Below are 25,193 nucleotides of genomic sequence, written 5' to 3' on the forward strand. Positions count from 1 at the left end.
CCCCGTGACGAACTACGCTCGGGACCATGAGCGACCAGCACAGCTTCGAGACTCTCGCGATCCACGCGGGGAACACCGCCGACCCCCTCACCGGCGCGGTTGTTCCGCCCATCTACCAGGTGTCCACGTACAAGCAGGATGGCGTGGGCGGACTGCGCGGCGGCTACGAGTACAGCCGCAGCGCCAACCCCACCCGTACGGCACTGGAGGAGAACCTGGCGGCCCTGGAAGGCGGCCGCCGCGGTTTCGCCTTCGCCTCCGGCCTCGCCGCCGAGGACTGCCTCCTGCGTACGCTGCTGACCCCCGGTGACCACGTGGTCATCCCGAACGACGCCTACGGCGGCACCTTCCGCCTGTTCGCGAAGGTCGCCGCCCGCTGGGGCGTGGAGTTCTCGGTCGCCGACACCTCGGACGTGGCGGCTGTCCGGGCGGCGATCACCCCGCGTACCAAGGCGGTCTGGGTGGAGACCCCCTCCAACCCGCTGCTCAACATCACCGACATCGCCGCCGTCGCCCAGGTCGCGCACCAGGCCGGGGCCCGCCTCGTCGTCGACAACACCTTCGCCTCCCCCTACCTCCAGCAGCCCCTGGCGCTCGGCGCGGACGTCATCGTCCACTCCACCACCAAGTACATGGGCGGCCACTCCGACGTCGTCGGCGGTGCCCTGGTCGTCAGCGACCCGGAGCTCGCCGACGAGCTGGCCTTCCACCAGAACGCGATGGGCGCGGTCTCCGGCCCCTTCGACGCCTGGCTCGTGCTGCGCGGCATCAAGACCCTCGCCGTCCGCATGGACCGCCACACCGAGAACGCCACCAAGGTCGCCGATCTGCTGACCCGGCACCCCAAGGTCTCCCAGGTCCTCTACCCGGGGCTCCCCGAGCACCCCGGCCACGAGGTCGCCGCCAAGCAGATGAAGTCGTTCGGCGGCATGGTCTCCTTCCGCGTCACGGGCGGCGAGGAGGCGGCGGTCGAGGTCTGCGACCGGGCGAAGCTCTTCACGCTGGGCGAGTCCCTCGGTGGGGTGGAGTCGCTGATCGAGCACCCCGGCCGGATGACGCACGCCTCCGTCGCGGGCTCCCTGCTGGAGGTCCCGGGCGACCTGGTCCGCCTCTCCGTCGGCATCGAGAACGGTGACGACCTGCTCGCCGACCTCACCCAGGCCCTGGGCTGACGCCTCCGGGCACATGCGACACGAGGGGCGCCCGCCGGAACCGGCAGGCGCCCCTCACGCTGACCATGTCGACCGGCAGGCGTCCCGCACGTTCAGGCGCTCGCCTTCTCGTCCTCCAGCATGCCCCTGATCTGCTCGCGCAGTTCGGGGCCGTTCTCGTGTCCGTGGACCGACGCGGCGTGCTCGTTCGCGGCCCGCACGACCTCGTCCTCCTCACCGGTGAGGGTGAGGGAGCAGTTCGTCTCGCTCGGATACTTGCGGCAGTCCGCGACCTTCCTGGTCATCACGGCCTCCTCGGCTCGGCCCGGCTCGTACGACGGCCGGCTCCTCCAGCGTAGGCCGGTCGTACCAGGGCCCCAACGGCTCACCAGCTCTCCAACGGTGGAGTGACCTGGGCGGGCTCGGTCGCCCACGGCTGCTCGACACCGGCCCAGACGAGGAACGCCGCGAGCGCCACGCCCAGCAGCCAGCCCGCGGTCCGTCGCACCGCGCGCCGCAGCCGCAGACGGCGCCCGCCGCGCCGGACCGCCCGCGCCACCAGGTCCGGCGGCAGGGCCGGACGCGCCCCGTCCAGCATCCGGCTGATCTGCTCGTTCCGCGGGTCCCGCCGGTCCGCGCTCACGTCGTCACCCGGGGGCCCGGCGGGGGCTCGGCCGAACCGCGCGGGGACACGGCCCCTGCCCCGGCCGAACCACGCGGGGACACGGCCTCCGCCCCGGCCGTGCCGCGCGGGGACACGGCCCCTGCCCCGGCCGTGCCGCGCGGGGACACGGCCCCTGCCCCGGCCGTGCCGCGCGGGGACACGGCCCCTGCCCCAGCCGAACCACGCGGCGATACGCCCCCCGCCCCAGCGGTCCCATACCGCGGCCCGCCCGTGCGCAGCGTCGCCACCGCGCGGGCGCACACCGCCCGTACCCGGTCCGCCGGAAGCCCCAGCAGCGCCGCCGTCTGGTCCTCGCCGACCTCCTCGTACAGCCGCAGCACCAGCACCAGCCGCTCCAGCGGGGTGAGCCGGCCCAGCACCCCGCCGCGCGGGTGCCGGTGCCGCCACGCCTCGTGCGCGAAGCGGAGCGCGAGCTCCTGGCGGGCGCGGTCGTACGGGTCCCCGCCGCGCAGCCGGTCCCACTCCGCGTACGTCCGGGCCAGCGCCGCGCAGAGCAGCCGCTCGGCCCGGACCCCCGAGCCCGCCGGAACGAGCGGCTCGCTCGTCAGCAGCGTCGCCGTGTGCAGCAGCCGGCCGCCCGCGCCCGCCACGAAGGCCTCGAACTCATGGGCGCGGAGCCGGTCCCGGTGGGTCTGCCGCTCTCGCATGACGTTCATCCGAGCCCCGGTGCGGCACCCGGGTCAAGAGGGCGGACGCGGCCGGGGCCCCCGGGCGCCGGGGTGCGTCAGTCGTTCTGCGGCGGCTGGTGCGCGGCCTGCCGGGCGGCCAGCGAACCGTTGAACCGGGTGAGCAGCGTGCAGAAGGTGTCCCGCTCCTCCTGCGTCCAGCCGTCCGTCACCTGCGACATCAGCTCGCGCCGCGAGGCGCGGACCTCCTCCAGGCGGGCCTGGCCGCGCGGGGAGAGCTGGAGCACGACGGCCCGGCCGTCCTCCGGGTGCGAGGTGCGCTTGACCAGCCCGGTGTCGACGAGCGGGGCCACCTGCCGGGTCACGGTCGAGGAGTCGATCCCCATCCCGGCCGCCAGCGCCTTGACGCCCATCGGGCCTTCCTTGTCCAGGCGGTTCAGCAGCAGATAGGCCGCCCGGTCCATCGAGTTGCGGACCTGGCCGACACCGCCGAGGCGGGTCTGCTCGGCACGGCGGGCGAAGACCGCCACCTGGTGCTGGAGGGAGTCCAGCAGGCGGTCGGGACCCGGGTGTCCGGGGGCGGCGCCCCCGGAAGGAGACGCAGCAGTCGTCATGTCCTGAGGGGGCATGGCTGGAAGCTCTCTTCGTGCGGTGTCGGATGGGTGGGGGACAGAGTACGCGGCCCCGGGGCAACGCGTACCAGTGCCGCACAAACCTGCGGACACCACCGCAGGCCGCCATGAGACAAGTCTGCCGCGCCCCGTCCGAGCTGCAAGACTTGCGGCCATGACGTTCCGCGCGACCCACCGCCACCCGGCCCTGATCCTCGACGATGTCCGGGGCGCGCAGAAAATGCTGTCCGGGGTGGCCCGGGTGACCGCCCTGGAGGGCAGCCGCCATCTGACCGAGCTGGTCGGCGCCCCCGTCCACCTCAAGTGCGAGAACCTCCAGCGCACCGGTTCCTTCAAACTGCGCGGCGCGTACGTGCGGATCTCCGGCCTCTCCCCGGTGGAGCGGGCGTCCGGGGTGGTCGCCGCCAGCGCCGGGAACCACGCCCAGGGCGTCGCGCTCGCCTCCTCCCTCCTCGGCGTACGCTCCACGGTCTTCATGCCCGTCGGGGCGCCCCTGCCCAAGGTCGCCGCGACCCAGGAGTACGGGGCCGAGGTGCGGCTGCACGGTCAGGTCGTCGACGAGACGCTGGCCGCCGCCCAGGAGTACGCGGAGCAGACGGGCGCGGTCTTCATCCACCCCTTCGACCACCCCGACATCATCGCGGGCCAGGGCACGGTCGGCCTGGAGATCCTGGAGCAGTGCCCGGAGGTCCGCACGATCGTCGTCGGCCTCGGCGGCGGCGGTCTCCTGGCCGGTATCGCCGTCGCGGTGAAGGCGGTGCGCCCGGACATCCGGATCGTCGGCGTCCAGGCCGAGGGGGCCGCCTCCTACCCGCCCTCCCTGGCCGCCGGGCACCCCGTCTCCCTGGAGAACCCGGTCACGATGGCGGACGGCATCAAGGTCGGGCGCCCCGGGAACGTCCCGTTCGCGGTGATCGAGGAGCTGGTCGACGAGGTCCGGACCGTCACCGAGGACGAGCTCTCCAGCGCGCTGCTGCTCTGCCTGGAGCGGGCGAAGCTGGTGGTGGAGCCGGCCGGGGCGAGCCCGGTGGCCGCCCTGCTCAGCGACCCGGAGGCGTTCCGGGGGCCGGTGGTGGCGGTGCTCTCCGGCGGCAATGTGGACCCGCTGCTGATGCAGCGCGTCCTCCGCCACGGCATGTCCGCCGCGGGCCGCTACCTGAGCCTGCGGCTGCGGCTCACCGACCGGCCGGGGGCGCTGGCCACCCTGCTGGCCGCGCTCTCCGTGGCCGATGCCAACGTGCTCGATATCGGCCACGTACGCACCGACCCGCGCCTCGGGCTGACCGAGGTGGAGGTCGATCTCCACCTGGAGACCAAGGGCCCCCAGCACTGCGAAGAGGTCGAGGCGGCGCTGCGCGCGGCGGGGTACCGGGTCATCGGCTGACTGCCCGGTTCCCGCCGGGTGGCCCGATCTCGTTGTTCACCGCGCGGTGAAGGCCCGTGAATCCTAGGATCGCTCACGAAGCCCTGCACCACGTACGTACGTATTCGGTCATCCGTATTCCGGTCATCCGCGAGCGACGGGGGAGCCCTTCCATGCCAGGTGCCATCCATGCCGAGGGTCTGGTGAAGACCTTCGGTGACGTACGAGCCCTGGACGGAGTGGACCTCGATGTGCCCGAGGGCACCGTCCTCGGGCTGCTCGGCCCCAACGGGGCGGGCAAGACGACCGCCGTACGGGTCCTGACCACGCTCCTGCGCCCCGACAGCGGAGCTGCGTTCGTGGCCGGGATCGACGTGCTGAAGAAGCCCAACGAGGTACGCCGTTCCATCGGGCTCTCCGGGCAGTTCGCCGCCGTCGACGAGTATCTGACCGGCCGCGAGAACCTCCAGATGGTCGGGCAGCTCTACCAGATGACCTCCCGCGACGCGAAGGCCCGGGCGGGCGTCCTGCTGGAGCGGTTCAACCTCGCCGACGCCGCCGACCGCACCGCCAAGACGTACTCCGGCGGGATGCGCCGCCGCCTCGACCTCGCGGCCGCCCTGGTCGTCTCGCCGCCCGTGATGTTCATGGACGAGCCGACGACCGGCCTCGACCCGCGCAACCGGCAGCAGCTGTGGGACGTCATCGAGGACCTGGTGGCGGGCGGTACGACCCTCCTGCTGACCACGCAGTACCTGGAGGAGGCCGACCGCCTCGCCAACGACATCTGCGTCATCGACCACGGCAAGGTCATCGCCCGCGGCACCTCCGACGAGCTCAAGGCCCGCACCGGCGGCGAGCGCGTCGAGGTCGTCGTGCACCGCCCGGACGAGATCGAGCCCGCCCGGTCCGTCCTGAGGACCCTTGGCAAGGGCGAGGTCACCGTCGTACGGCTCGCCCGCAAGCTGACGGTCCCGGTGAGCGGCGGGGCCAAGCTGCTCGCCGAGATCATCCGCGAGCTGGACGGCAACGGCGTGGAGATCGACGACATCGCCCTGCGCCGCCCGACCCTGGACGACGTCTTCCTCTCGCTCACCGGCCACGCGGCCGAAGCGGAAGGCAACGAGGAGAAGGAGGAGACCCGGTGAGCACCACCACCAAGGACGCCCCTGTCCTGGCCCCCCGGCCCTCCTCCGGCGGTGTCGTCCAGTCGGTCAAGGACTCGCTCGTCGTCGCCAAGCGGAATCTGATCCGGATGGCCCGGATCCCCGAGATGGTGATCTTCGGGCTGATCCAGCCGATCATGTTCGTGGTGCTGTTCACGTACGTGTTCGGCGGCTCGATCAGCATCGGCGGCTCCACCGATCCGCAGCTGTACAAGGAGTTCCTGATGGCGGGCATCTTCGCCCAGACCGTCACCTTCGCCACCGCGGGCGCCGGCGCGGGCATCGCCGACGACATGCACAAGGGGCTCATCGACCGCTTCCGGTCGCTGCCCATGGCCCGGGGAGCCGTCCTCACCGGACGGACGCTCGCCGACCTCGTACAGACCAGCCTCACGCTCGTCGTGCTCGCGGGCGTCGCCCTGCTCGTCGGCTGGCGGACCCACGAGAACCTCGGGAAGGTGCTCTGCGGCTTCCTGCTGCTGCTCCTGCTGGGTTACGCGTTCTCCTGGATCGGGGCCCTGATCGGTCTCTCCGTACGGACCCCGGAGGCGGCCACCTCCGGCGGGCTGATCTGGCTCTTCCCGCTGACGTTCATCTCGAACGCGTTCGTGCCGGTCACCAACATGCCGACGTTTCTCCAGCATGTCGCCGAGTGGAACCCCTTCAGCGCCACGGTGGCGGGCGCCCGTCAGCTCTTCGGGAACACCATGCCGGGCCTGCCGAAGTCGGTCACCGGGGCCTGGCCGATGGAGCACCCGGTCCTCGCGTCGGTCCTCTGGTCGATCCTGATCATCGTGGTCTTCCGGACCCTCGCGGTCCGCAAGTACCGCTCGGCGACCGCCTGAGACAAGTACCGCTCGGCGACCGCCGGAGACCGGGAGGCCATGACGTACGCGGGAGCCCCCGGCCTTCGAAGGCCGGGGGCTCCCGCGTCGCTGTGTCGTGGTGGGCGCCGGAGGTCAGCCCGTGTACGGCTTCGCGGCCAGGATCTTCACCTTGGCGGTCTTGCCGTTCGGCAGCTCGTACTCGGCGTCCTCGCCCGTCCGCTTGCCGTTCACCCCGATACCGAGGGGGGACTGCGGGGAGTACGTCTCGATGTCCGAGCTCGCGTACTCGCGGGAGGCCAGCAGGAACGTGGTCGTGTCGTCCTCGTCGCCGTCGAAGGCGATCGTCACGACCATGCCGGGCTCGACCACGCCGTCGTCGGCCGGCGCCTCGCCGACCTTCGCGTGCTCCAGGAGCTGGGTGAGCTGACGCACGCGCAGCTCCATCTTGCCCTGCTCCTCCTTGGCCGCGTGGTACCCGCCGTTCTCCCGGAGGTCACCCTCCTCACGGGCCGCCGCGATCTTGACGGCGATCTCCGTGCGCGCGGGACCAGACAGGTACTCCAGCTCGGCCTTCAGCTGGTTGTACGCCTCCTGCGTGAGCCAGGTGACGTTTTCGCTGGTCTGGGTCACAGGTGCTCCTCGTCGGTACTGGGAATACAAAGCATCGCCCTACCCAGAAGCATGTGCTTCCACGGGTGGGCGAAACCACGAGCCTAACAATTCCCCAGGAAAAGGGGGAGAAGGTAAACCGTCACACGTCCGGGTGGACCGTTCCCGCGCCGGAAGGCGCTGGTCAGGCGGGGTGTGCCGGACGGGGCGCGGCGAAAAGTCAGCCGGCCGGAGAGCCGTCGGCGGTGCAGCCCGTCAGCTCGACCGCGGTCGCCCGCGCCCGCGTCCGCATCACCACGAGCTCGTCGATCCGGTCGGGGCCGGGCCCGAAGCGGGTCTCCTTGCGGCCGACCTCGCTGCCGTCCTTGCTCAGGGCCCGTACGGTGCAGAAGCCGTCGGTCCCGCTCTTCTTGCGCACTTCGAGATGGGCCTCGGTCCGTACGTCGGAGACGATGTCGAACTTGATCAGCTCGGCGCTGATGCCCTTGCCGCCCACGTAGTCGAAGCCGATCCAGGCGATCATGGCGAGCAGTCCGACGCCCAGCACCGAACCGATGATCTTCAGCTTGCGGTCCGCGCGCTGCTCATCGGTCCTGCCGTACCGCCCCTCGGGGGTGGTCTCGCGAACCGCCGTCATGATCGTTCCTTCCCGGACAAAAGGACAACGAGGAATTTTCCCTCTCCTCGTTCGGTCACTATAGAAGTCGCCCGTTCGTCCTCCGACCGCGCCCCGGCACGGCGACCACAGGACCATCGACTACCGAGGATCGAGCTTTGACTGAGCAGCTGCGGCTGATGGCCGTTCACGCCCACCCCGACGACGAGTCGAGCAAGGGCGCGGCCACGATGGCCAAGTACGTGTCCGAGGGGGTGGACGTGCTGGTCGTGACCTGCACGGGAGGCGAGCGCGGCTCCATCCTCAACCCGAAGCTCCAGGGTGACGCGTACATCGAGAAGAACATCCACGAGGTGCGCAAGAAGGAGATGGACGAGGCCCGGGAGATCCTGGGCGTCCAGCAGGAGTGGCTCGGCTTCGTCGACTCCGGGCTCCCCGAGGGCGACCCGCTGCCGCCGCTGCCCGAGGGCTGCTTCGCCCTGGAGGACCCGCGGGTCGGGGCGGGCCGGCTGGTGGCGAAGATCCGGGCGTTCCGGCCGCAGGTCATCACCACGTACGACGAGAACGGCGGCTACCCGCACCCCGACCACATCATGACGCACACGATCTCGATGATCGCGTTCGACGGTGCGGCGGACGCGGAGGCGTTCCCGGAGGAGGAGTTCGGCCCGGTCTGGGAGCCGCAGAAGCTCTACTACAACCAGGGCTTCAACCGGCCGCGCACGGTCGCGCTCCACGAGGCGCTGCTCGCCCGCGGGCTGGAGTCGCCGTACGGGGAGTGGCTGGAGCGCTGGAAGGAGTTCGAGCGCGTCGAACGCACGCTGACCACGCACGTTCCCTGCGACGAGTTCTTCGAGATCCGCGACAAGGCGCTGGTCGCGCACGCCACGCAGATCGATCCGGAGGGCGGCTGGTTCCGGGTTCCGATGGACATCCAGCGGGAGGTCTGGCCGACCGAGGAGTACGAGCTGGCCAAGTCCCTCGTCGATACTTCCCTCCCCGAGAGCGACCTCTTCGCGGGCATCCGCGACAATGCCTGATATGTACGCGACCCAGGCACTGACGCACGTCGTCCCGCTCGCCGCCGAGCTCGACAAGAACAAGGTCACCCCCGGAGTTCTCGGCTTCCTCGTCTTCGCGGTCCTCGCCGTCGGCGTGTGGCAGCTGATGAAGTCGATGAACCGGCACATGGGGCGGGTGAACTTCGAGGAGGCCCCGGAGACGGGGGCGGCCTCGGCCGCCGAAGGCACCCCGGGGGCTTCGGCCGGGAAGTAGGCCCGGGCCCCCGGGGCGCGGGCATCCGTCCTCCCGGAAGCAGGCCCGGGGCCCCGGGTTCGGGCTTCCGTCCTCGAACGCCGGACGGGCTGGATGGGGCCCCGGACGGGCTGGAGTGACCCGTGGGCGGGCCGATCACGGGCTGGACGGTGCCCGGACGGGCTGTCATGCCGGGGCCGGGGCGTCTTCCACAGGTTCCACAGGGACGCCCAGCACCTCGCGGGAGTGGCGGGTCGGGATCAGGCCGAGCCGCCATGCCTGCCAGCCGTCCGCCAGGTCCACGCCCCGCTCCAGGACCACCGCGAGCGCCTTCAGGCACCGCCCCAGCCCGCTGTCCCGGGCCGGGTGGTCCTCCCCGGCCAGCTCCGCCAGCTCCTGCTGGGCCACCACCGTGCCCACCTCGCTGCCGCCCGGCGAGGCGTACGGCAGCAGCGTGCACCGCAGGAACCGGGCCCAGTCGCGCCCGCGCTCGTCCCCGTACGAGGCGAACAGCTCCACCGCCTCGCCGCACAGCGTGAGCGCCTGGGCCGCCCGCCCGTTGCCCGCGTCGATCAGCGCCAGCTCCAGGCACGCCCACGCCTCCCCGTGCGCCACCCCGATCCGCCGGAAGTCGGCCCGCGCGTCCATCAGGAGCTGCCGGGCGAACCCCGAATTGCGCAGGTTCCCCGTCTGCGCGGCCCGCTGGTCGCGGGTGACCCGGCCCGAGTGGTGGCGGGCGCAGGCGAGCCCGTACACGTCCCGCATCCGCGAGAACATCGTCCGGGCCCGCTCCAGCTCCCGTACGGCCTCGACGGTGTCGCCGTCCTCCTCCAGCGCCTGGCCCAGGTAGTACAGCGTCCACGCCTCACCGCGCGCGTCCTCGTTGTCCCGGTGCCGGGCGAGCGCGTCGCGGAGCTGCTCCAGGGCCGCCTCCGGGTCGCCGCCCAGCAGCCGGGCCCGGGCCAGCTGGGTGATGGCCCAGGCCTCGCCGCGCTCGTCGCGGGTGCGGCCGTACAGCTCCAGGGCGGTGGACAGGGCCTCCTCGGCCGCCGCCACCTCGCCCGTACGCAGGCGCACCTGGCCGAGCTGGAACCGCGTCCACGCCTCCCCGTGCAGCGACTCGCCCTCCCGGTGCAGGTGGAGGGCGGTGTCCAGGAGTGCGAGGGCGCGGGCCAGGTTGCCCCGGTCGCGTTCGACCGCCGCCAGGGCGTGCAGGGTCCAGGCCCGGTCCTCGGCCTGGCCGGGGGAGGACTGGAGGTCCAGCGCCTCACCGAGCCGGGCGGCGGCCTCGGTCAGGTTGCCCTGGTGGTGCAGGGTGATCCCGAGCGAGCAGAGGGCGAGGGCCGCGCCCGCGTCGTTGTGCGCCTCCCGGTAGAGGCCGACCACCGAGGAGAGCGTGGTGCGGGCCTTGTCCAGCTCACCGAGCTGCCGGGCCGCGATCCCCGTACGCCACTGCACCGACCGCTCCAGCAGCCCCTGGTCGATGGACTGGGTCAGCTCGCTGATCTCGCCCAGCCGGTAGAGGTCGCCGCGCAGCAGGCAGTAGTCGCACAGGGCGCCCAGCAGGTTCAGTACGGTGGACTGGTCGACGCCCTCGCTGTGGCGCAGCGCGGAGGTGATGAAGCTCGACTCGTCGTCCAGCCAGCGCAGCGCCGAGTCCAGCGAACCGAAGCCGTGCGAGCCGAACTGCCCGGCCCGGGTCGACATCTTGCCGTCGACCATGCGGATCACGGCGTCGGCGAGCTCGGCGTAGTTCGTCAGCAGCCGCTCATGGGCGGCGGCCCGCTCGGCGGGCTCCTCCTCGTCGAGCAGCCGGGCCAGCGCGAAGGTCCGGACGAGGTCGTGGAGCCGGTAGCGCGATCCCCGTACGTGGGTGAGCAGCCCGGCCCGGGTCAGCTCGGCCAGCAGCCGCTCGGCCTCCTGCTCGTCGGCCGCCAGCAGGGCCGCGGCGGCCGCCGCACCGAGGCTCGCCCGGCCCGCCAGCGCGAGCCGCCGCAGCAGCCGCCGGGCCTGCTCGCCCTGGTCGGTGTAGCGGAGCCAGAGGGCCCGGTCCACCGGGGACACCGGACCGTAGGCGCGCAGATCCTCCGCGAGCGCGCTCCGCGTACGGGCCCCGAGCGCGGAACCGGCCACCCGCAGCGCCAGCGGCAGCCCGCCGCACAGCTCCACGACGGCGTCGGTGGCCGGATAGTCGTACGGCCCCGCCTCCTCGCCCCCGGCCACCTCGCGCAGCAGCTCCTCCGCACCGCCCGCGTCCAGCGGGCCGACGGGCAGGTGGTGCACCCAGGCCGGAAGGTCGTCGGGCAGTTCCAGGGGCTCCCGGGCGGTGACGAGGACCAGGCTGTCGGAGCGCTCCGGGACGAGGGTGCGGACCTGCTCGGCGTCGGTCGCGTCGTCGAGCACGATGGTGACGGGGGTGCCGGTGAGGTGCTGGTGGTACAGCTCACCGAGCCGCCGGACGTGCTGCTCGGCGGCGGCTTTCCCGTACGCGGCCGCTGCCGACTGCGCGGGACCGGTCGCCGCGGGGGCTCCGGGTGCGGTCCCGACGGCCACGTCACGTCGGCCGGGGACTCCGGGGACGGCTCCTGCACTCCGGCCGGGGGTTCCGGGGACGGCTCCCGCACTCCGGCCCGGGGCTCCCGGGGTGGTCCCGTCCCGGAAGAGGAGCTGCTCGCGCGGGGCGCCCAGCCGGTTGAGGAGGTGCAGCAGGGCGTCCCGGGTCGGCAACGGGCTCTCCCCACTCACCTGGCCCCGCAGATCGACCACGCAGGCGCCCCGGAACTGGTCCTTGAGCGAGTGCGCCGCCCGCACCGCGAGCGCGGTACGGCCGGACCCCGGCTCACCGTGCAGGACGACGACGGTGGGCCGGGTCTGCGTGGAGGCGCGGGCGGCGTGCACCCACCGGGCGATCTGCGCCAGCTCGGCCCGCCGCCCGGTGAACGGCCCCTCGGCGTTGGGCAGATGGCCGAAGGACTGCTCCAGCACGACCCGGGTGCGGGCGGCGGCGCTGCGGTCGCCGCCGCGCAACTGCCGTACGGCCGGGGCGGGTTTCCGCTTCGGGGTGCGGGCGGCGGGGGTCAGCATCCGCTGCTGGTCCAGGTACGGGCGGATGCCCCGTACCTCCAGCGCGGTCAGCCACTGGAGCCGCAACTGCTCGGCCCCGCCCGGCTGTCCGGCCGCGGCGGCGCGGCGGTGGGCGGCGGGCCAGTGCGAGACGGTGGCCTTCGCCACGGTCGTGGCGGCCCCGGCCACCGCGACGACCGCGCCCGCACCGAGGGCGGGCCCGGTGGTGGTCCCGAACGCGAGGTCCGCCCCGAACGCGGCGACGGCGGCAACGCCCGTCACCAGCAGGGGAGTCCCGATGTTCTCCCGGCTGAGCCGCTCCGCCAGGGGCCGGTCACCGGCCGCCGCCGTGTCGAGCGCCTGGGTGTACGCGGCGTACTCCTCGTGCGCCCCGGCCGCGATCGTGTCGAGCGCCGCCCGCGCCCGCGCCAGCAGCACACCGGAGTCCGTCCGGCCACCCGACCGCCGCGCCTCTTCCTCCACGGCGCGCACCAACAGCCTTTCGGCCTCCGCCCGATGGCTGTCCCGCATGTATGTCCCCCTCCAAGAGCTGCGTCCGAAGCCGTCCGAGGTCAGCGACCCGGTGTCAGGGTCAAGTGTCCGGCGTACGAGGCTTCTGCGCGAGAGCCCCGGGGCAAGGGCCAGGTCAGGAACGGGGTTCGGGCTCACCCGGCAGGGGCCTCGCCCTCGCCCTCGTCCTCGTCCTCGTCCTCGACCGGCAGACCGAGGGCGACCCGAGCCTCCCACTCCTCCTCGTACTCGTCCACCTCGCCGACGCTCTCCCAGCGCTTGTCGAACTCTGCCGGTGTCCGGGCCTTCGCGGCGGAGAGGTGTACGGCGGACAGGGCGTCGAGCCGGTTCGCGAGCCCGGCCACCGGGCCGCGCACCTCCGCCGGGAAACCGTCCACCGCGCGCAGCAGCCGGGCCGACTCGGCCTCGCCCCGAGCCATCCGGCCGGCCCAGGCCGTGGCCGCTGCCAGGTCGTCCTCCGTCGCCGACTCGGGCGCGCTCACCGAGGCCTCACTGAGGGGCCGCATCGCCTTCAGGTAGGCCAGCTGGTCTTCGCTCCACCCGCTCGGGTCCTGTCGCAGCGACTTCTCCGGCAGGCCGTCCTCCGCGCCGATCCAGCACCACACCGTCCGGTCCCCGCCGGTCCCGCTGACCGACTCGGGGTAGTAGAAGGAGGTGTCGACCAGCGGGAGCGCGGCCGTGTCCAGGGCGAAATCGTGGAGCAGCGGTACGCAGCCTTCACGGGCCTGCTCGGCGATCGTCCCGGGATCGGAGATGGCGTGGTCGCCCGCCAGCCGGAACGTTCCGTAGACCTCGCCCAGATGAGGTTCGTCGCACGGGACGATGTCGGCCGACGGGTCGGTGATCCGCACGTCCTCCCCCAGCAGCAACGATTCCTTCGGGGTGAAGCAGTCCCCCGCCTTCAGAGTGGCGATGGACCCGGACGTCCGCCCCCGGGCACCGAAGACGTCACTGCCCGCTTCCATCCAGGCGGTGAGCGGCCCACCGCCGATGACCAGCAGCAGGGCGGCCAGACCGGCCACGGCCCCGCCCACGGAGGTCCCGGCGATGGCCAGCCCCTTGCCGCGCTTGCCGTTCCGGGGGATGCGCACCAGGGCGACGATCCCGAGGACCAGCCCGACCGGAGCGAGGCAGATCAGCAGCGAGAGCACGAGCGAGGCCACGGCGAGCCCACTGAGCGGCGGCCGCCCCGCGGGCTGGTCCTGATGGCCCGGACCGTACAACGGTGGAGAAGACGAACCAGGGCTCATCCGGCGAGGTCCTCCTCGTCCGCAGTCGGCAGCCCGACAGCCTCGCGTACCCGCATCTCCTCGTCGAACCCGTCGCTCCCGCCGGTGCCCACCACCGCCTCCCGGAACTCCGCCTCGGTACGGGCGGTCGACGCCTTGCGCATCGCGGCCGCCAGGGCGTCGAGCCGGTCCGCGAACTCCGCGGCGGGACCGCGCGCATCCGCCGGGAGTCCGTCCGCGCCCCGCAGCAGCCGCGCCGACTCCGCCTCTCCGTCGGCCATCCGCCCGGCCCATTCGGTCGCCGCCGCGAGGTTCGTCGCGGGCCCCTCGCCGGGCTGGCTGGCCCGCGCCTCACCGGCCGGCCGCAGCGCCTTCAGGTACGCGAGCTGGCCCTCGTCCCAGTCCTCCGCGTCCTGCCGTATCGACTCCTCCAGCAGCCCGTCCTCAGCACCCAGCCAGCACAGCACCGTACGGTTGCCGAGCGTCCAGCCCGTCGCGTCCGGGTGGTAGAAGTAGAGCTGCACCGGGGGGAGCCCCGTGGTGTCCAGCGCGAAGTCGAGCAGCAGCGGGGCGCACTCCTTGTACGCCGACTCCGCGATGGACGCGGTCCCCGGGAAACTGCCGTCCTTCAGCCGGAACGAGCCGTAGACCTCTCCCTGGTGCGGCTTCTCGCACGGCAGGACCTCGGCCGACAGGTCCTTCAACTGCTTGTCGTCGGCGGTCGGCAGCCCCGACCCCGGGGTGAAGCAGTCCCCTTCCCGCAGCCCGAACAGCGTGCCCGCCTTCGCCGTCCCGGGCCCGTCGGTGGTCCAGGCGGTGAACCGCGCGTCGCCGAACGCGACCAGCAGCAGGGAGAGCGCGACCACGGCCCCGCCCACGGAGGTCCCGGCGATGGCCAGCCCCTTGCCGCGCTTGCCGTTCCGGGGGATGCGCACCAGGGCGACGATCCCGAGGACCAGCCCCACGGGAGCGAGGCAGATCAGCAGCGACAGCACGAGCGAGGTCACCGCGAGCCCACTGAGCGGCGGCCGAACCACCGGCTGCCAGGGACCACCGGGCGGAGGCGTCGGCCCGTACCCGTAGGGGCCCTGCGCCGGAGGCCCCGGGGGCGGCGGAGACGAGGGAGGTATGTGGGACGGGGGAGGCGGCGGCACGGTCATGGTCCTGTGCCCTTTCGTTCAGTGGTGTTCAGCGCAGGAGTCCGTGTGGGGCCGGGGTGCCCGCACGCTACACCGCTGCCTCGCTCAGTAGGCTCGCCGGGGTAGCACCGCAGCCCAGGTCAAGCGGCCGACAAGCGAGTCCGCCACCACCCGGCCGAGGCACCTCCCGCGCCCTTCCCCGCCCCCCCGACCCTCGACCGCTCCCCGCTCCCCCGAACAGGCGGCAACCCCATGCGATACGACCGGGTCACAGGAGGCCACGTCCTGCGCCGCCGCTCCTTCCGGGTCCTGTCCCTGGGCGTGCTCCCCAAGAAGTCCGCCGCCGACACCGAAGGCGGGGGCTACCTGGCGGTCAGCTTCGTCGGCTCCCTCCTCGACCACACCTTCGGAACATCGGATCGGCGAAGGCGCCCGCAGAACTGAACGAAGCACCGCGACAAGGCCCGCGACCTACCCGGCGAGACCGGCGGCCAGGTCCGCCGCATCCTGGTGGCCGACACCGTCGCGGACGGAATGCTCCTGGTCTCCGTCATCTCCGCGCTGCCCTTTGTGGCGGTGGGCTGACCTCGGTGCGGCGGCGCGAGAGGCGGTTCCTCCCGCGCTGTCAGACGGCTCTCAGGCCGAAGTCCGCCCGGCGGGCCGTCCCGATGAATGCCTGCCGCGGCTGAGCTGCGAAGAGTGGGAAGACAGCCGTCCACCACCTGATGGCGCATGCGCGCGGTTCGGGCAAGCGAGGCGGAGTCCGTGCGGGCCTGCCTGACGGTAATCGGTATGCAGGCCCGGAGGTAACGCCCTTGACTTCGAGGCGTTGGGGTACCTCGCTGGCTGGCTCTCCTAGGCTTGTTCCCTAGGGGATAGAAGGGGGCGGGATGCCGAAGGTACCTGAGAGCCGACGCGTTGGGCGCATAGCCGTGAACGAGGTCCGTGCGCTGCTGGAGCGACACGGGCACATCGTGCAGGAGGTCGACGGCAGTAACGACCATGGTGAGGACCTGCATGTCACCTTTGTTCAGAATGGCGAGCGAACAGCAGACTCCATTGCGGTGCAGGTCAAGGGTGGAGTCTCGACGCGTACCAGGAGAGGCCACCGGGTCCGAGTAGGGGACCACGGGAGCAACAGGCGCGACAGCAGCCTGCCGGTGTTCTGTGTAGTCCATGATCCTGAACGGGGCGGTCTCTTCTGGGCCAACGCGACCCGTCAGATCCGCCGCGCCGACGCGCAGCGCAAGACTCTGAAGTCTGTCGTTGTCTCAAGAGAGTTCGTGCTGGATGACGACACCATCAAAACTTTCGTACCGAGTATCCGCGACTTGCTGGTCTGGGAACGTCAAGGGGTTGGACGGTGGGCGGACATGGCGGACGTTGAGTTCGCTCCGAACGACATAGTCAAGCCCTTCGAGAACGAGTGCGGCGAACCCATGATCTTCTGGCAACAGCGCGGGGAGCCATTCGCAGTTTTGCTTCATCATGATCTCGACTGGGAGCCGGTGCGCATACAGGAGCGGATGCTCTGCTTCAGCCCTATCCCGATGATCGGTGATGTGATTCTTGACAGCGCGGAAGCATATTGGCTCATGGGGTGCTTCAAATCCACGGAGTGGTGGCGTCGACCGATTGGGCAGAGCGCACCAGCCTGATCTTTCGGGAGCGTGGGGCCGATCGTGAGTAGTCACTCGTGGGGTGGTTACTCACATCTGTAACTGCTCGGGCGAAGGCACGGAAGACCGCCACTCTTTGGGGAGCGTTGAGGCCGCGCAGCGCTGACAGGAAACCGATCAAAAGGGTCAGTGGGTAGATGACTTACCGGAGGGTGAGTGCACCAGCGCATATCACGGTGGTCAGCAGTGCCACGGTCACGATGAGATCCCTTCCTGAGCGACGTCGCACCGATTGGTGCGATTGCGCTCACAAAAGGCTGCGCGGTACCGGAACTTCGAGCCGCCTTGCGTGCCAGGTTGATCGAAGTGCCTGGTCAAGTACATGGTGTCCGGACTTCCGGTCCGGACACCTGCTGGAAGTTCTCGCCACATGCCGCGTCCACGGCAGGGGTGACCTCCGAGCCGTGGACTCGCCGACCAACAGGACGAAACCACCGCTCTCCCTGACTTCTGCCAGTTGAGTCGCGACTGCCCCGTCCACGTCCCGCGGTAGATAGGACGGTAGTGAAGGGCCGCCCTCCAGGCGACTTGTTCGGTGCACATCCAGTTCCAGAGGCTGGGCGTCAGCTACTGGGCGGATCGGTATCCGGACTGTTCCTGCCGTGATGTGACGCGATTCCTCCTGTGGCGGAGGAGGGAATCTTTGCTCGTGCCCCGCGCAGCAAACGATCCCCGGGCTGCCGGGTCGGCGAGTGCGGCAGGGAGGACAATGTTTCGCTGCCGAGCCAAGGTGTCGGTCGCACGGAGGAGCTGTCGAAAGAGCTTTTTCGTCGGTACGTGCTTTCCGCTTCGCCAATCGCTGATGCGCTGGACGGACAGGGAGCTTCACCCAAGGCTGTCCCTGCTCGCAGAAGAGATCGCAGCCGGCTTGGGCGAGCCGGTCGCAGCGAAAAGCGCCTCCAGGCGTTCCCGGAACTTGCGCTTTCCTTTGTGCTCAGTCACAAAGAAAGAATCTTCCAGAGCTGTCAGACGTTTCCTAGATCAACGGTGACGGAGAAGGGTGTGGCAGTCTTGATCACGCCCGTGAACATCTGGCCGTCCCGATAAGCCTTGGTGGCGGGGTCGAGAACGTAGGTGTAGACGATCGGGACCCCGGTGGCGGCCTGTTCGACACGCCAGTAGAAGGGGATGCCGGCCTTGGCGTACTGGTCGACCTTCACGATCCGGTCGGTGGTCTCCGAGCCGGGGGACACGACCTCAACGACCAGGAGTACGTGCTCGGGGCGGGTGGGAGTGAGGTCGATGGTCTCCGCCCGGTAGACGATGACGTCAGGGCGGCGGTTGGTGAGGGGAACGTCCTGCAGGCGGACGTCGAAGTCGGTGTCGGCGTTCCAGTCCGGGCCCGCGGCGGCGTCCAGGGCGTTGGCCAGGATGCGGGCCAGCCGGTTGTGGCGCTTGGAGGGGCTCGGGCTCACGACGACCATTCCGTCCACGATCTCGATGCCGGCGCACTGCTCCTCGGTCCAGGAGTCGTACTGCTCCGCGCTGATCTGCGAATGCATCCACGCGGGCGCCACCATCTCGGCGGTCATGGTGTACCTCCTTCGAGGAGCCTCTGCGGTCCCGGTGCTGCTGGAGCCAGCCTACTGTTCGCCGGTGTCGCGCCGCCCGATATCAGCAGCACCCACCCGTCCCACCTACCCCTTCCCACCCCGCCCCGTGGCGCAGCCGCGTCCTGGAGGTGGGTGCGCGAGGATTGGGGGCATGGCCAACCGACTTGCGCAGACCACCTCCCCGTACCTGCTCCAGCACGCCGACAATCCCGTCGACTGGTGGCCCTGGTCGCCCGACGCGTTCGAGGAAGCCAGAAGGCGGAACGTTCCGGTGCTGCTCAGCGTCGGATACGCCTCCTGCCACTGGTGACAGTGAACTCGCGAACCCAGTAGCCGACGGCGCTCACACCTCTCTGAGGATCACACGGCTCCCACAGAGCTTCGACCAGTCGTCGCGGTCGGAGGTCAGAACGATCACGGGAGCCGGGACACGGAGCGCGAGCGCGGCGACGAGGGCATCGATCGCGTACTTGTGCCCATGCAGCCCGCCGGCGTCCCGAAGCAGCTTCACTGCGGTCAGAGAGTCCTCTTGGCTGACCGGTTCCACCCGCAGCCGGGAGAGCACCCACTTCAAGCGTGCCAGATCGGTCTTCCCATGCACGGCTTCAACAATGGTCAGCACGGACGCGAGGACGGGAACCCCAGCCTGCCGGGACGCCTCGATGCGAGCCGCCATGCCGCGGTCGTTGCGCAGGAGCAGAGAGAGCGCCTCGGAGTCGAGCACCAGCGAGCGGGCTGGCTGCTCTTTCACGCGGCACCCCGCTCGACGTCCTCGGCGTTCACGTCTCCGAACAGCTCGAGACGAGCGGCTTCGATCTCCTGCTCAGTGAGCGCGCCGTGCTCTTCCTCGTGGGACGCCACGATCTCGGCGAGTCCGTCCATGGCGAGCTGGTGCCTGACGGCTTCGGTGATGTAGCTGGACAGCCCGCGGCGGCCGGTTCGGGAGCGGAGCTCGCTGACCAGCTCGGCGGGCATGGACACGGAGATGTTCTCGGTGGTTCCGGCACGGGTCGGCTTCATGCTCAGAGTGTAAGACAAGCACTATTACAATGGTGAGGGCTTAGACGCTTCCCATGAGCTGGTTGAGGGCCGAAGCCGCCCTGAACCCGGATGAGCTTCCCCGGCTGGGGCAGACACCTGCTTAGGTGCGACACGGACTGGCCCACTTGCTGCCACCCGGCAGGACGCAACGGGGCCCTCAGTTCCGTTCGAAAATGATCAATTTAGATCTTCGGTGCCGTTACGTTCTCAAGTCCTCTACGCTTTAGAGGTGCATATCGATAGCGGCGTCCCCCAGGGCGCGCCTACGCCACGTCTCGTGCAAGTCGATCCGGATATGGCGGGACTCCTACTGTCTCGAGCAGTGGTAAATCGTCGCCTGGACTGGGGTCAAGTAGAATTCTTGGCTGACTCGATTATCCGCGGTGATTGGCAGTTAACGCATCAGGGAATCGCGCTCGACGGACCTCTTGGTACGGGGTATCTCCTCGATGGTCAGCATCGCTTGAATGCCGCCCTTAAGGCCGGTGTTCCCGTGTGGATTTATGTTTTCGAAGGGCTTCCGAGAACCGCGTTTCCTGTCCTCGACACAGGGAAGCGTCGAAGTGGGGTGGACACTCTTTCTTCTACTGGCGAGAGGTATCTTCCGGTGCTTTACTCCACCATTCGGCATGTTCTTCTGTTTAAGAACATGCCGGACTCCTCGTGGAGTGGTAATGCAGCCCGAATCGCGAACGGCCGCATTCTAGCTGCATACGACGGGGACAGCGACATGTACCGAGAAGCAGTGAAGATGGGTCGCGAGATCTCTAGGCATGTATTTGCGAGCCAAACCGGGGTGGCGGTTGGATATTTTGTCACGACCGAGGCGGCCCCCGCTGTGAAGGCAGATAGTTGGATCGAGGGGCTGACCTCAGGCGCAAACCTTGAGATTGGAGATCCGCGGCTCGCCCTGTCTAAGGTCCCGCATGTGAAAAGGAGGGGCGCCAAGCGCCGCTATACCATGCGTGAACAAGTAGCCATTTATATTAAGGCATGGAATGCGTGGGTCCAGGAAGGAAAGGTTGAGAACCTGCGCTTCAAGAAAACAGAGAACATGCCGATGCCCGTCGAGGAGAAGTTTGTCCAGTAAATCGATAGCGCACACACGCTAGGTGATTTCCATGCCGCTGTGAATTAGTGCATTGCCCGACTCGTTCATTACGGTCACAGGCCTACCCAAGGACTTTGTCATGCGCTCAATGAAATCGCGTGACAGAAATGCGCTACCGTTTTCCGGGTGTTGTGCGGTGATGTTCACCCCATTATTTCCCCACGAGGACTTAGTCACCTGCCATCCGATCTTCGCGAATGACGCCAAGATGAACTCATCTTCGCTGATGCGCCGACTGCGTGATAGTTTTTCCTCAGCTTGATTTACTTTCCCTTCCAGGCTTGTTCCGCGAAATTCTTGCTTTCGAACCAGCAAGAGGATCTCTTCAAGCATCTCCGCTTCGGATCGTTCGATTGAATGTCGCACACTCCCTGGTAGCGCCCTCTGTGCTTCTTGGAGGGCTCTTTCCAGTTCGGGCCAACTCCGTGCGAAAGCTCGCTCCAGGCGATCTTCCGCCACTACCCGTCCTGATGACGCCTTGTTCATGTCGCTAATCAGCTTTCGGACGTCGTCCCGATTATCGCCTACGGTAGCCTGGAACTTAGATAGAGGGCCGGCCAAGTCGGCAATCTTCATATCCAGGAGAAAAGGGGCGACATGTGCGATTTCAAATTTCTTGGCGAGTGACCCTGTCTCGAAATTGATCCATTTCGATGCTTCGTTCTCCGGGGTTACGCAGATAATCCCGAAGTCTGTCGCGGCAAGTTCATGTGTAATTTCGTCGATCCCTCTGCCCCCTTTGGCGATGTCTTGACTTGAGACCCACGGGTCAATCTCTTGGATGACATCCGGAAGCCAGCACTTGAGAGCCTCAGCCACTCGCCTGGAGCGCTCCCCGGACCAACTTAGAAATACCTTCATGGGAAGTTAATCCCTCCGTGAACTAGCCGACCAAGGACCGGGGTGCTAATTAACGTCGACTCGACTTCAGTAGTTCTTCTTGCTCGGCTTTCAGGGCGATGTACGACTCGCGCACGTACGACAGGAAAGCGCTTCCAGGGTGACGGATCAATGTAGAATCGTTAACGGAAGCGGTGCCCCAGTCTGCCAATAGGGCATCATAGGTTGCTGCGTGGGCGCAAAAGTCAAGCACCACTGGCGGCATCTCTCTTTCGATAATTAGATCTCCACGCGCGGTGACGATCTCTCTTATCTGTTGGGCCCTTGGGGCAAAAACCGTCTCAACCCAAACATGCCATCGCATCGACATCGATTCCGTCAGTGAACCCGATGGTGATTCTTCTGGATCAGGCGGAAAATATGTTCTCCGATATTCTTTCCATGCCCGTTCGTTGGTCTCCGCCAAAACAAGAAGGGGGCCGTAGAGGTCTTTCAGTTGGCTGCTTACCCAGATGATCCTTTCCTTTCTGAGGGATCTGTGAACTTCGCCTCTGTGGTTCAACCAGTACACCATGATCGCGATTACGATCCCGGCTGCAGCTGGCACGAGTGATGCGATCATTTCGCCCTCCATGGTGGTGGTTCGCAAAATATCCAAGCAGAAGGAGCGCTAAACCTCCCCCTGAATAGTATTATCATGGCTTTATCCTTGGAGTGGGGTCGAGTTAGGGATTGCTGCAGGTAATGGGTAATCGCTCTCAGGTTGCTGCTCAGCGCTGGATCGGTCACGCGTTTGCCGTTTTTGGGCAGGAGCGATTGAATCGGCTGCACACTGAAGAAGTCGCGCTGCGGACCTGAAGGCTGTCCCGCAATTCCTGGTGCAGCACCGCGCGGCGTCAGATGCGGTGCATCGCAAGGCGGACGGACCTCCGCATACTGGATTTATTCGGGCGTCCCGGCAATGCGGTGAGGTGCCGTAGCTGTCGCCGTGCGCCCGCCAGGGAGTGCGGGACAGCCCTTAGAATGATGAGAAGCCCTGGCCCCTGTCGGCGCTTCTCCCTTTGCGGTCAGCCGCTCTGGGCTGGCCGCCCCGTCGCGCAGCCGCGCCCCGTGGCGTGGAGGTGGCGTGGAGGTGGGTGCGCGAGGATTGGGGGCATGGCCAACCGACTTGTGCAGACCACCTCTCCGTACCTGCTCCAGCACGCCGACAATCCCGTCGACTGGTGGCCTTGGTCGCCCGAGGCGTTCGAGGAGGCCAGGAAGCGGGATGTGCCCGTGCTGCTCAGCGTCGGATACGCCTCCTGCCACTGGTGTCACGTCATGGCCCGCGAATCCTTCGAGGACGAGGCCGTCGCGGCCTACCTCAATGAGCGGTTCGTCGCCGTGAAGGTCGACCGGGAGGAGCGTCCCGATGTCGACGCCGTCTACATGGAGGCCGTTCAGGCGGCTACCGGGCACGGTGGGTGGCCGATGACCGTCTTCCTTACGCCCGACGCCGAACCCTTCTACTTCGGGACCTACTTCCCGCCCGAGCCCCGGCACGGATCGCCCTCCTTCCGGCAGGTGCTCGAAGGGGTGAGCGACGCGTGGAGCGACCGGCGGGAGGAGGTGGCCGAGGTGGCCGGGCGGATTGTGGCCGATCTGGCCGGGCGGTCGCTGGCCCATGGGGGCGACGGGGTGCCGGGGGAGGCGGAGATCGCGCAGGCGCTGCTCGGGCTGACGCGGGAGTACGACGAGCAGTACGGCGGGTTCGGGGGCGCGCCCAAGTTCCCGCCGTCCATGGCTGTCGAGTTCCTGCTGCGGCATTACGCCCGTACGGGAGCGGAAGGTGCCCTTCAGATGGCCGCCGACACCTGTTCGGCGATGGCCCGGGGCGGGATCTACGACCAGCTCGGGGGTGGGTTCGCGCGGTACTCCGTGGACCGGGAATGGGTCGTTCCGCACTTCGAGAAGATGCTGTACGACAATGCGCTGCTGTGCCGCGTGTACGCCCATCTCTGGCGTACCACCGGGTCCGAGGAAGCCCGGCGGGTCGCCCTGGAGACCGCCGACTTCATGGTGCGGGAGCTCCGTACCGCCGAGGGTGGTTTCGCCTCCGCGCTCGATGCCGACAGTGAGGATCAGGAAGGAAAGCATGTCGAGGGTGCTTTCTATGTCTGGACTCCCGCGCAGTTGCGCGCGGTGCTCGGTGAGGAGGACGGAGCCTTCGCCGCCGCGTACTTCGGGGTGACGGAGGAGGGCACCTTCGAGGAGGGTGCCTCTGTTCTCCAGCTCTCCGGTGAGGCGCGGCCCGTGGACGCCGGGCGCGTCGCCGACGTACGGGCGCGGCTGCTGGCGGCACGTGAGGAGCGGCCGCGTCCTGGGCGGGACGACAAGGTGGTCGCCGCCTGGAACGGGCTCGCCATCGCCGCCCTCGCCGAGACCGGGGCCTATTTCGACCGGCCCGACCTCGTGGAGCGCGCCACCGAGGCCGCCGATCTGCTGGTCCGGGTCCATCTCGGTGAAGTCGCTCGGCTGACCCGTACCTCCAAGGACGGGCGTGCGGGGGACAACGCGGGCGTGCTGGAGGACTACGGCGATGTCGCCGAGGGGTTCCTCGCGCTGGCCGCTGTCACGGGGGAAGGGGCCTGGCTGGAATTCGCCGGGTTCCTGCTCGATGTCGTGCTGGAGCAGTTCACCGGTGAGGGCGGGCAGCTCTACGACACCGCCCACGATGCCGAGAAGCTGATCCGGCGGCCGCAGGATCCCACCGACAGCGCGACCCCGGCCGGGTGGACAGCCGCTGCGGGGGCCCTGCTCTCGTACGCCGCGTACACCGGGTCCGACGCCCACCGCACCGCCGCCGAAGGTGCGCTCGGGGTCGTCAAGGCGCTGGCCCCGCGCGCCCCCCGCTTCATCGGCTGGGGGCTCGCCGTCGCCGAGGCGCTGCTGGACGGGCCCCGCGAGGTGGCCGTGGCCGGGCCGGTCGGCGGTGAGCTGCACCGTACGGCGCTGCTGGGCCGGGCCCCGGGTGCGGTCGTCGCGGCGGGGGAAGGGCCGGGCGCGGGGGCCGAGTTCCCGCTGCTGGTGGACCGGCCCCTGGTGGGCGGCGCGCCGACCGCGTACGTCTGCCGGCATTTCGTCTGTGACGCCCCGACCACGGACGCGGGCGAGCTGGCGGTGAAGCTGGGCGGCTGAGGGCCCTGTGCAGCGGTGAGGGGCCGGTCGCGTGGTGCGTGACCGGCCCCTTTCCCGTACCCGTACGGACTATCCGTGCTGGTACGCCACCAGCGAGATGCCCACGTAGTGCGCCACGAACGCGGCCAGTGTCAGCGAGTGGAAGACCTCGTGGAAGCCGAACCAGCGCGGCGACGGGTTCGGGCGCTTGATGCCGTAGATCACGCCGCCCGCGCTGTAGAGCAGCCCGCCCACGATGACCAGCACCAGCACCGCGATGCCGCCCGTCCGCATGAAGTCGGGCAGGAAGAAGACCGCCGCCCAGCCCATCGCGATGTAGCACGGCGTGTAGAGCCAGCGCGGGGCGCCGACCCAGAAGACCCGGAAGGCTATGCCCGCCGCCGCGGCCGCCCAGACCGCCCAGAGCAGGGGCCGTCCGGTGGATTCGGGCAGGAGCAGCAGGGTCAGCGGGGTATAGGTCCCCGCGATGATCAGGAAGATGTTGGCGTGATCCAGGCGGCGGAGCACCGCCTCGCCGCGCGGGCCCCAGGTGCCCCGGTGGTAGACCGCGCTCACGCCGAAGAGCAGGCAGGCGGTCACGATGTAGATCGCGACCGCGATGCGGCCCCGGGTGCTGTCGGTGAGGGCGATCAGGGTGATCCCGGCGATCACCACCGCGGGGAACATCCCGGCGTGCAGCCAGCCGCGCATCCGGGGCTTGACGGGGACGGGGTCGAGCACGACAGGTCCCGTGGCCGCCTCGGCCGGTCCTGTCGGGAGTGCGGTGACAGGTCCTGGAGTCGCGGTGGCAGGTCCTGGGGGCGCGGCGGCAGCGGCGGCGTCAGTCATATCCGCATGCTACCTACGCAACCGTAGGTAACGGATATGAGTGGTGATGCTCACGTGTGCGGCCCCCTGGACA

25 protein-coding genes and 1 pseudogene are annotated in these 25,193 nt (G+C 69.3%); 11 read left to right on the forward strand and 15 right to left on the reverse strand.

Annotated features, from left to right (window positions below; genetic code table 11):
- The first annotated feature begins 26 nt into the window (after window positions 1-26).
- The gene (locus ACFW9Z_RS03560) at window positions 27-1,172 is read left to right on the forward strand and encodes a cystathionine gamma-synthase (protein WP_384633731.1); all 1,146 of its coding nucleotides are present in this window, start codon (window positions 27-29) and stop codon (window positions 1,170-1,172) included.
- A gap of 92 nt (window positions 1,173-1,264) precedes the next feature.
- Here the strand turns inward: ACFW9Z_RS03560 and ACFW9Z_RS03565 are convergent, their stop codons facing one another.
- The 4 genes from ACFW9Z_RS03565 to ACFW9Z_RS03580 all read right to left on the reverse strand — a co-directional run bounded on the left by ACFW9Z_RS03565 (window position 1,265) and on the right by ACFW9Z_RS03580 (window position 3,091).
- On the reverse strand, window positions 1,265-1,456 hold the full coding sequence (locus ACFW9Z_RS03565) for a DUF1059 domain-containing protein (RefSeq protein ID WP_384633734.1): 192 nt from the start codon (window positions 1,454-1,456) through the stop codon (window positions 1,265-1,267).
- 80 nt (window positions 1,457-1,536) lie between these two features.
- Complete coding sequence (locus tag ACFW9Z_RS03570; protein ID WP_384633737.1) at window positions 1,537-1,794, reverse strand: hypothetical protein; 258 nt, start codon at window positions 1,792-1,794, stop codon at window positions 1,537-1,539.
- Window positions 1,791-2,483, reverse strand: coding sequence for a sigma factor-like helix-turn-helix DNA-binding protein (locus ACFW9Z_RS03575; RefSeq protein ID WP_384633740.1), 693 nt, complete (start codon window positions 2,481-2,483; stop codon window positions 1,791-1,793). Before ACFW9Z_RS03575 ends, ACFW9Z_RS03570 begins: the two co-directional genes overlap by 4 nt.
- Before the next feature lie 77 nt (window positions 2,484-2,560).
- Window positions 2,561-3,091: a MarR family winged helix-turn-helix transcriptional regulator gene (locus tag ACFW9Z_RS03580; protein WP_384633743.1), complete on the reverse strand. Its 531-nt coding sequence runs from the start codon at window positions 3,089-3,091 to the stop codon at window positions 2,561-2,563.
- A gap of 157 nt (window positions 3,092-3,248) precedes the next feature.
- Here ACFW9Z_RS03580 and ilvA point away from each other — a divergent pair, with 157 nt between their 5' ends.
- The 3 genes from ilvA (at window position 3,249) to ACFW9Z_RS03595 (ending at window position 6,468) form a co-directional block, all read left to right on the forward strand.
- Window positions 3,249-4,478 carry a threonine ammonia-lyase gene (ilvA, locus tag ACFW9Z_RS03585; protein ID WP_384633746.1) on the forward strand — a complete coding sequence of 410 codons (1,230 nt, stop codon included), beginning with the start codon at window positions 3,249-3,251 and terminating at the stop codon, window positions 4,476-4,478.
- Between the two features lie 152 nt (window positions 4,479-4,630).
- Window positions 4,631-5,605, forward strand: coding sequence for an ATP-binding cassette domain-containing protein (locus ACFW9Z_RS03590; protein ID WP_384633749.1), 975 nt, complete (start codon window positions 4,631-4,633; stop codon window positions 5,603-5,605).
- The gene (locus ACFW9Z_RS03595) at window positions 5,602-6,468 is read left to right on the forward strand and encodes an ABC transporter permease (protein WP_384633752.1); all 867 of its coding nucleotides are present in this window, start codon (window positions 5,602-5,604) and stop codon (window positions 6,466-6,468) included. The genes ACFW9Z_RS03590 and ACFW9Z_RS03595 overlap by 4 nt, the downstream gene beginning before the upstream one ends.
- 114 nt (window positions 6,469-6,582) lie before the next feature.
- Here ACFW9Z_RS03595 and greA read toward each other — a convergent pair whose 3' ends face one another.
- Window positions 6,583-7,080, reverse strand: coding sequence for a transcription elongation factor GreA (gene greA, locus ACFW9Z_RS03600; protein ID WP_384633755.1), 498 nt, complete (start codon window positions 7,078-7,080; stop codon window positions 6,583-6,585).
- Window positions 7,081-7,279: 199 nt separating this feature from the next.
- Window positions 7,280-7,696, reverse strand: coding sequence for a DUF4307 domain-containing protein (locus ACFW9Z_RS03605; RefSeq protein ID WP_384633758.1), 417 nt, complete (start codon window positions 7,694-7,696; stop codon window positions 7,280-7,282).
- A 137-nt stretch (window positions 7,697-7,833) separates the two neighbouring features.
- Here ACFW9Z_RS03605 and mca point away from each other — a divergent pair, with 137 nt between their 5' ends.
- Complete coding sequence (mca, locus tag ACFW9Z_RS03610) at window positions 7,834-8,715, forward strand: mycothiol conjugate amidase Mca (protein WP_384633761.1); 882 nt, start codon at window positions 7,834-7,836, stop codon at window positions 8,713-8,715.
- A gap of 1 nt (window position 8,716) precedes the next feature.
- On the forward strand, window positions 8,717-8,950 hold the full coding sequence (locus ACFW9Z_RS03615; RefSeq protein WP_384633764.1) for a hypothetical protein: 234 nt from the start codon (window positions 8,717-8,719) through the stop codon (window positions 8,948-8,950).
- A 165-nt stretch (window positions 8,951-9,115) separates the two neighbouring features.
- Here the strand turns inward: ACFW9Z_RS03615 and ACFW9Z_RS03620 are convergent, their stop codons facing one another.
- The 3 genes from ACFW9Z_RS03620 to ACFW9Z_RS03630 all read right to left on the reverse strand — a co-directional run bounded on the left by ACFW9Z_RS03620 (window position 9,116) and on the right by ACFW9Z_RS03630 (window position 14,759).
- Window positions 9,116-12,523: a tetratricopeptide repeat protein gene (locus ACFW9Z_RS03620; protein WP_384633767.1), complete on the reverse strand. Its 3,408-nt coding sequence runs from the start codon at window positions 12,521-12,523 to the stop codon at window positions 9,116-9,118.
- 134 nt (window positions 12,524-12,657) lie between these two features.
- The gene (locus tag ACFW9Z_RS03625; protein WP_384633769.1) at window positions 12,658-13,773 is read right to left on the reverse strand and encodes a DUF4190 domain-containing protein; all 1,116 of its coding nucleotides are present in this window, start codon (window positions 13,771-13,773) and stop codon (window positions 12,658-12,660) included.
- Complete coding sequence (locus ACFW9Z_RS03630; RefSeq protein WP_384633772.1) at window positions 13,770-14,759, reverse strand: DUF4190 domain-containing protein; 990 nt, start codon at window positions 14,757-14,759, stop codon at window positions 13,770-13,772. Before ACFW9Z_RS03630 ends, ACFW9Z_RS03625 begins: the two co-directional genes overlap by 4 nt.
- Before the next feature lie 384 nt (window positions 14,760-15,143).
- On the opposite strand from ACFW9Z_RS03630, the gene ACFW9Z_RS03635 reads away from it, so the two are divergent.
- A complete protein-coding gene (locus tag ACFW9Z_RS03635; protein ID WP_384633775.1) occupies window positions 15,144-15,335 on the forward strand; it encodes a hypothetical protein in 192 nt (63 codons plus the stop codon).
- Window positions 15,336-15,823: 488 nt separating this feature from the next.
- On the forward strand, window positions 15,824-16,549 hold the full coding sequence (locus ACFW9Z_RS03640) for a DUF4365 domain-containing protein (RefSeq protein WP_384633778.1): 726 nt from the start codon (window positions 15,824-15,826) through the stop codon (window positions 16,547-16,549).
- 986 nt (window positions 16,550-17,535) lie between these two features.
- Here the strand turns inward: ACFW9Z_RS03640 and ACFW9Z_RS03645 are convergent.
- Window positions 17,536-18,102: a Uma2 family endonuclease gene (locus tag ACFW9Z_RS03645; RefSeq protein ID WP_384633781.1), complete on the reverse strand. Its 567-nt coding sequence runs from the start codon at window positions 18,100-18,102 to the stop codon at window positions 17,536-17,538.
- Window positions 18,103-18,274: 172 nt separating this feature from the next.
- On the opposite strand from ACFW9Z_RS03645, the pseudogene ACFW9Z_RS03650 reads away from it, so the two are divergent.
- A pseudogene (locus tag ACFW9Z_RS03650) lies at window positions 18,275-18,430 on the forward strand (DUF255 domain-containing protein); the annotation flags it as partial.
- A gap of 36 nt (window positions 18,431-18,466) precedes the next feature.
- Here ACFW9Z_RS03650 and ACFW9Z_RS03655 read toward each other — a convergent pair.
- A complete protein-coding gene (locus ACFW9Z_RS03655; protein WP_384633784.1) occupies window positions 18,467-18,874 on the reverse strand; it encodes a type II toxin-antitoxin system VapC family toxin in 408 nt (135 codons plus the stop codon).
- A complete protein-coding gene (locus tag ACFW9Z_RS03660) occupies window positions 18,871-19,143 on the reverse strand; it encodes a hypothetical protein (RefSeq protein ID WP_384633787.1) in 273 nt (90 codons plus the stop codon). Before ACFW9Z_RS03660 ends, ACFW9Z_RS03655 begins: the two co-directional genes overlap by 4 nt.
- A gap of 382 nt (window positions 19,144-19,525) precedes the next feature.
- Between ACFW9Z_RS03660 and ACFW9Z_RS03665 the strand changes: the two genes are divergently transcribed.
- Window positions 19,526-20,254: a hypothetical protein gene (locus ACFW9Z_RS03665; RefSeq protein WP_384633790.1), complete on the forward strand. Its 729-nt coding sequence runs from the start codon at window positions 19,526-19,528 to the stop codon at window positions 20,252-20,254.
- Window positions 20,255-20,272: 18 nt separating this feature from the next.
- On the opposite strand, the gene ACFW9Z_RS03670 is transcribed toward ACFW9Z_RS03665, so the two are convergent.
- Window positions 20,273-21,136, reverse strand: coding sequence for a TIR domain-containing protein (locus tag ACFW9Z_RS03670; RefSeq protein ID WP_384633792.1), 864 nt, complete (start codon window positions 21,134-21,136; stop codon window positions 20,273-20,275).
- Between the two features lie 49 nt (window positions 21,137-21,185).
- Entirely contained in the window at window positions 21,186-21,737 is a 552-nt protein-coding gene (locus tag ACFW9Z_RS03675) for a hypothetical protein (protein ID WP_384633795.1), read from the reverse strand.
- A gap of 533 nt (window positions 21,738-22,270) precedes the next feature.
- Between ACFW9Z_RS03675 and ACFW9Z_RS03680 the strand changes: the two genes are divergently transcribed.
- On the forward strand, window positions 22,271-24,292 hold the full coding sequence (locus ACFW9Z_RS03680) for a thioredoxin domain-containing protein (protein WP_384633798.1): 2,022 nt from the start codon (window positions 22,271-22,273) through the stop codon (window positions 24,290-24,292).
- A gap of 69 nt (window positions 24,293-24,361) precedes the next feature.
- Here ACFW9Z_RS03680 and ACFW9Z_RS03685 read toward each other — a convergent pair whose 3' ends face one another.
- Window positions 24,362-25,120 carry a hemolysin III family protein gene (locus ACFW9Z_RS03685; RefSeq protein ID WP_384633801.1) on the reverse strand — a complete coding sequence of 253 codons (759 nt, stop codon included), beginning with the start codon at window positions 25,118-25,120 and terminating at the stop codon, window positions 24,362-24,364.
- Window positions 25,121-25,193 lie beyond the last annotated feature (73 nt).

The sequence above is a fragment of the Streptomyces sp. NPDC059452 genome, assembly GCF_042750035.1.
Lineage (GTDB): Bacteria > Actinomycetota > Actinomycetes > Streptomycetales > Streptomycetaceae > Streptomyces.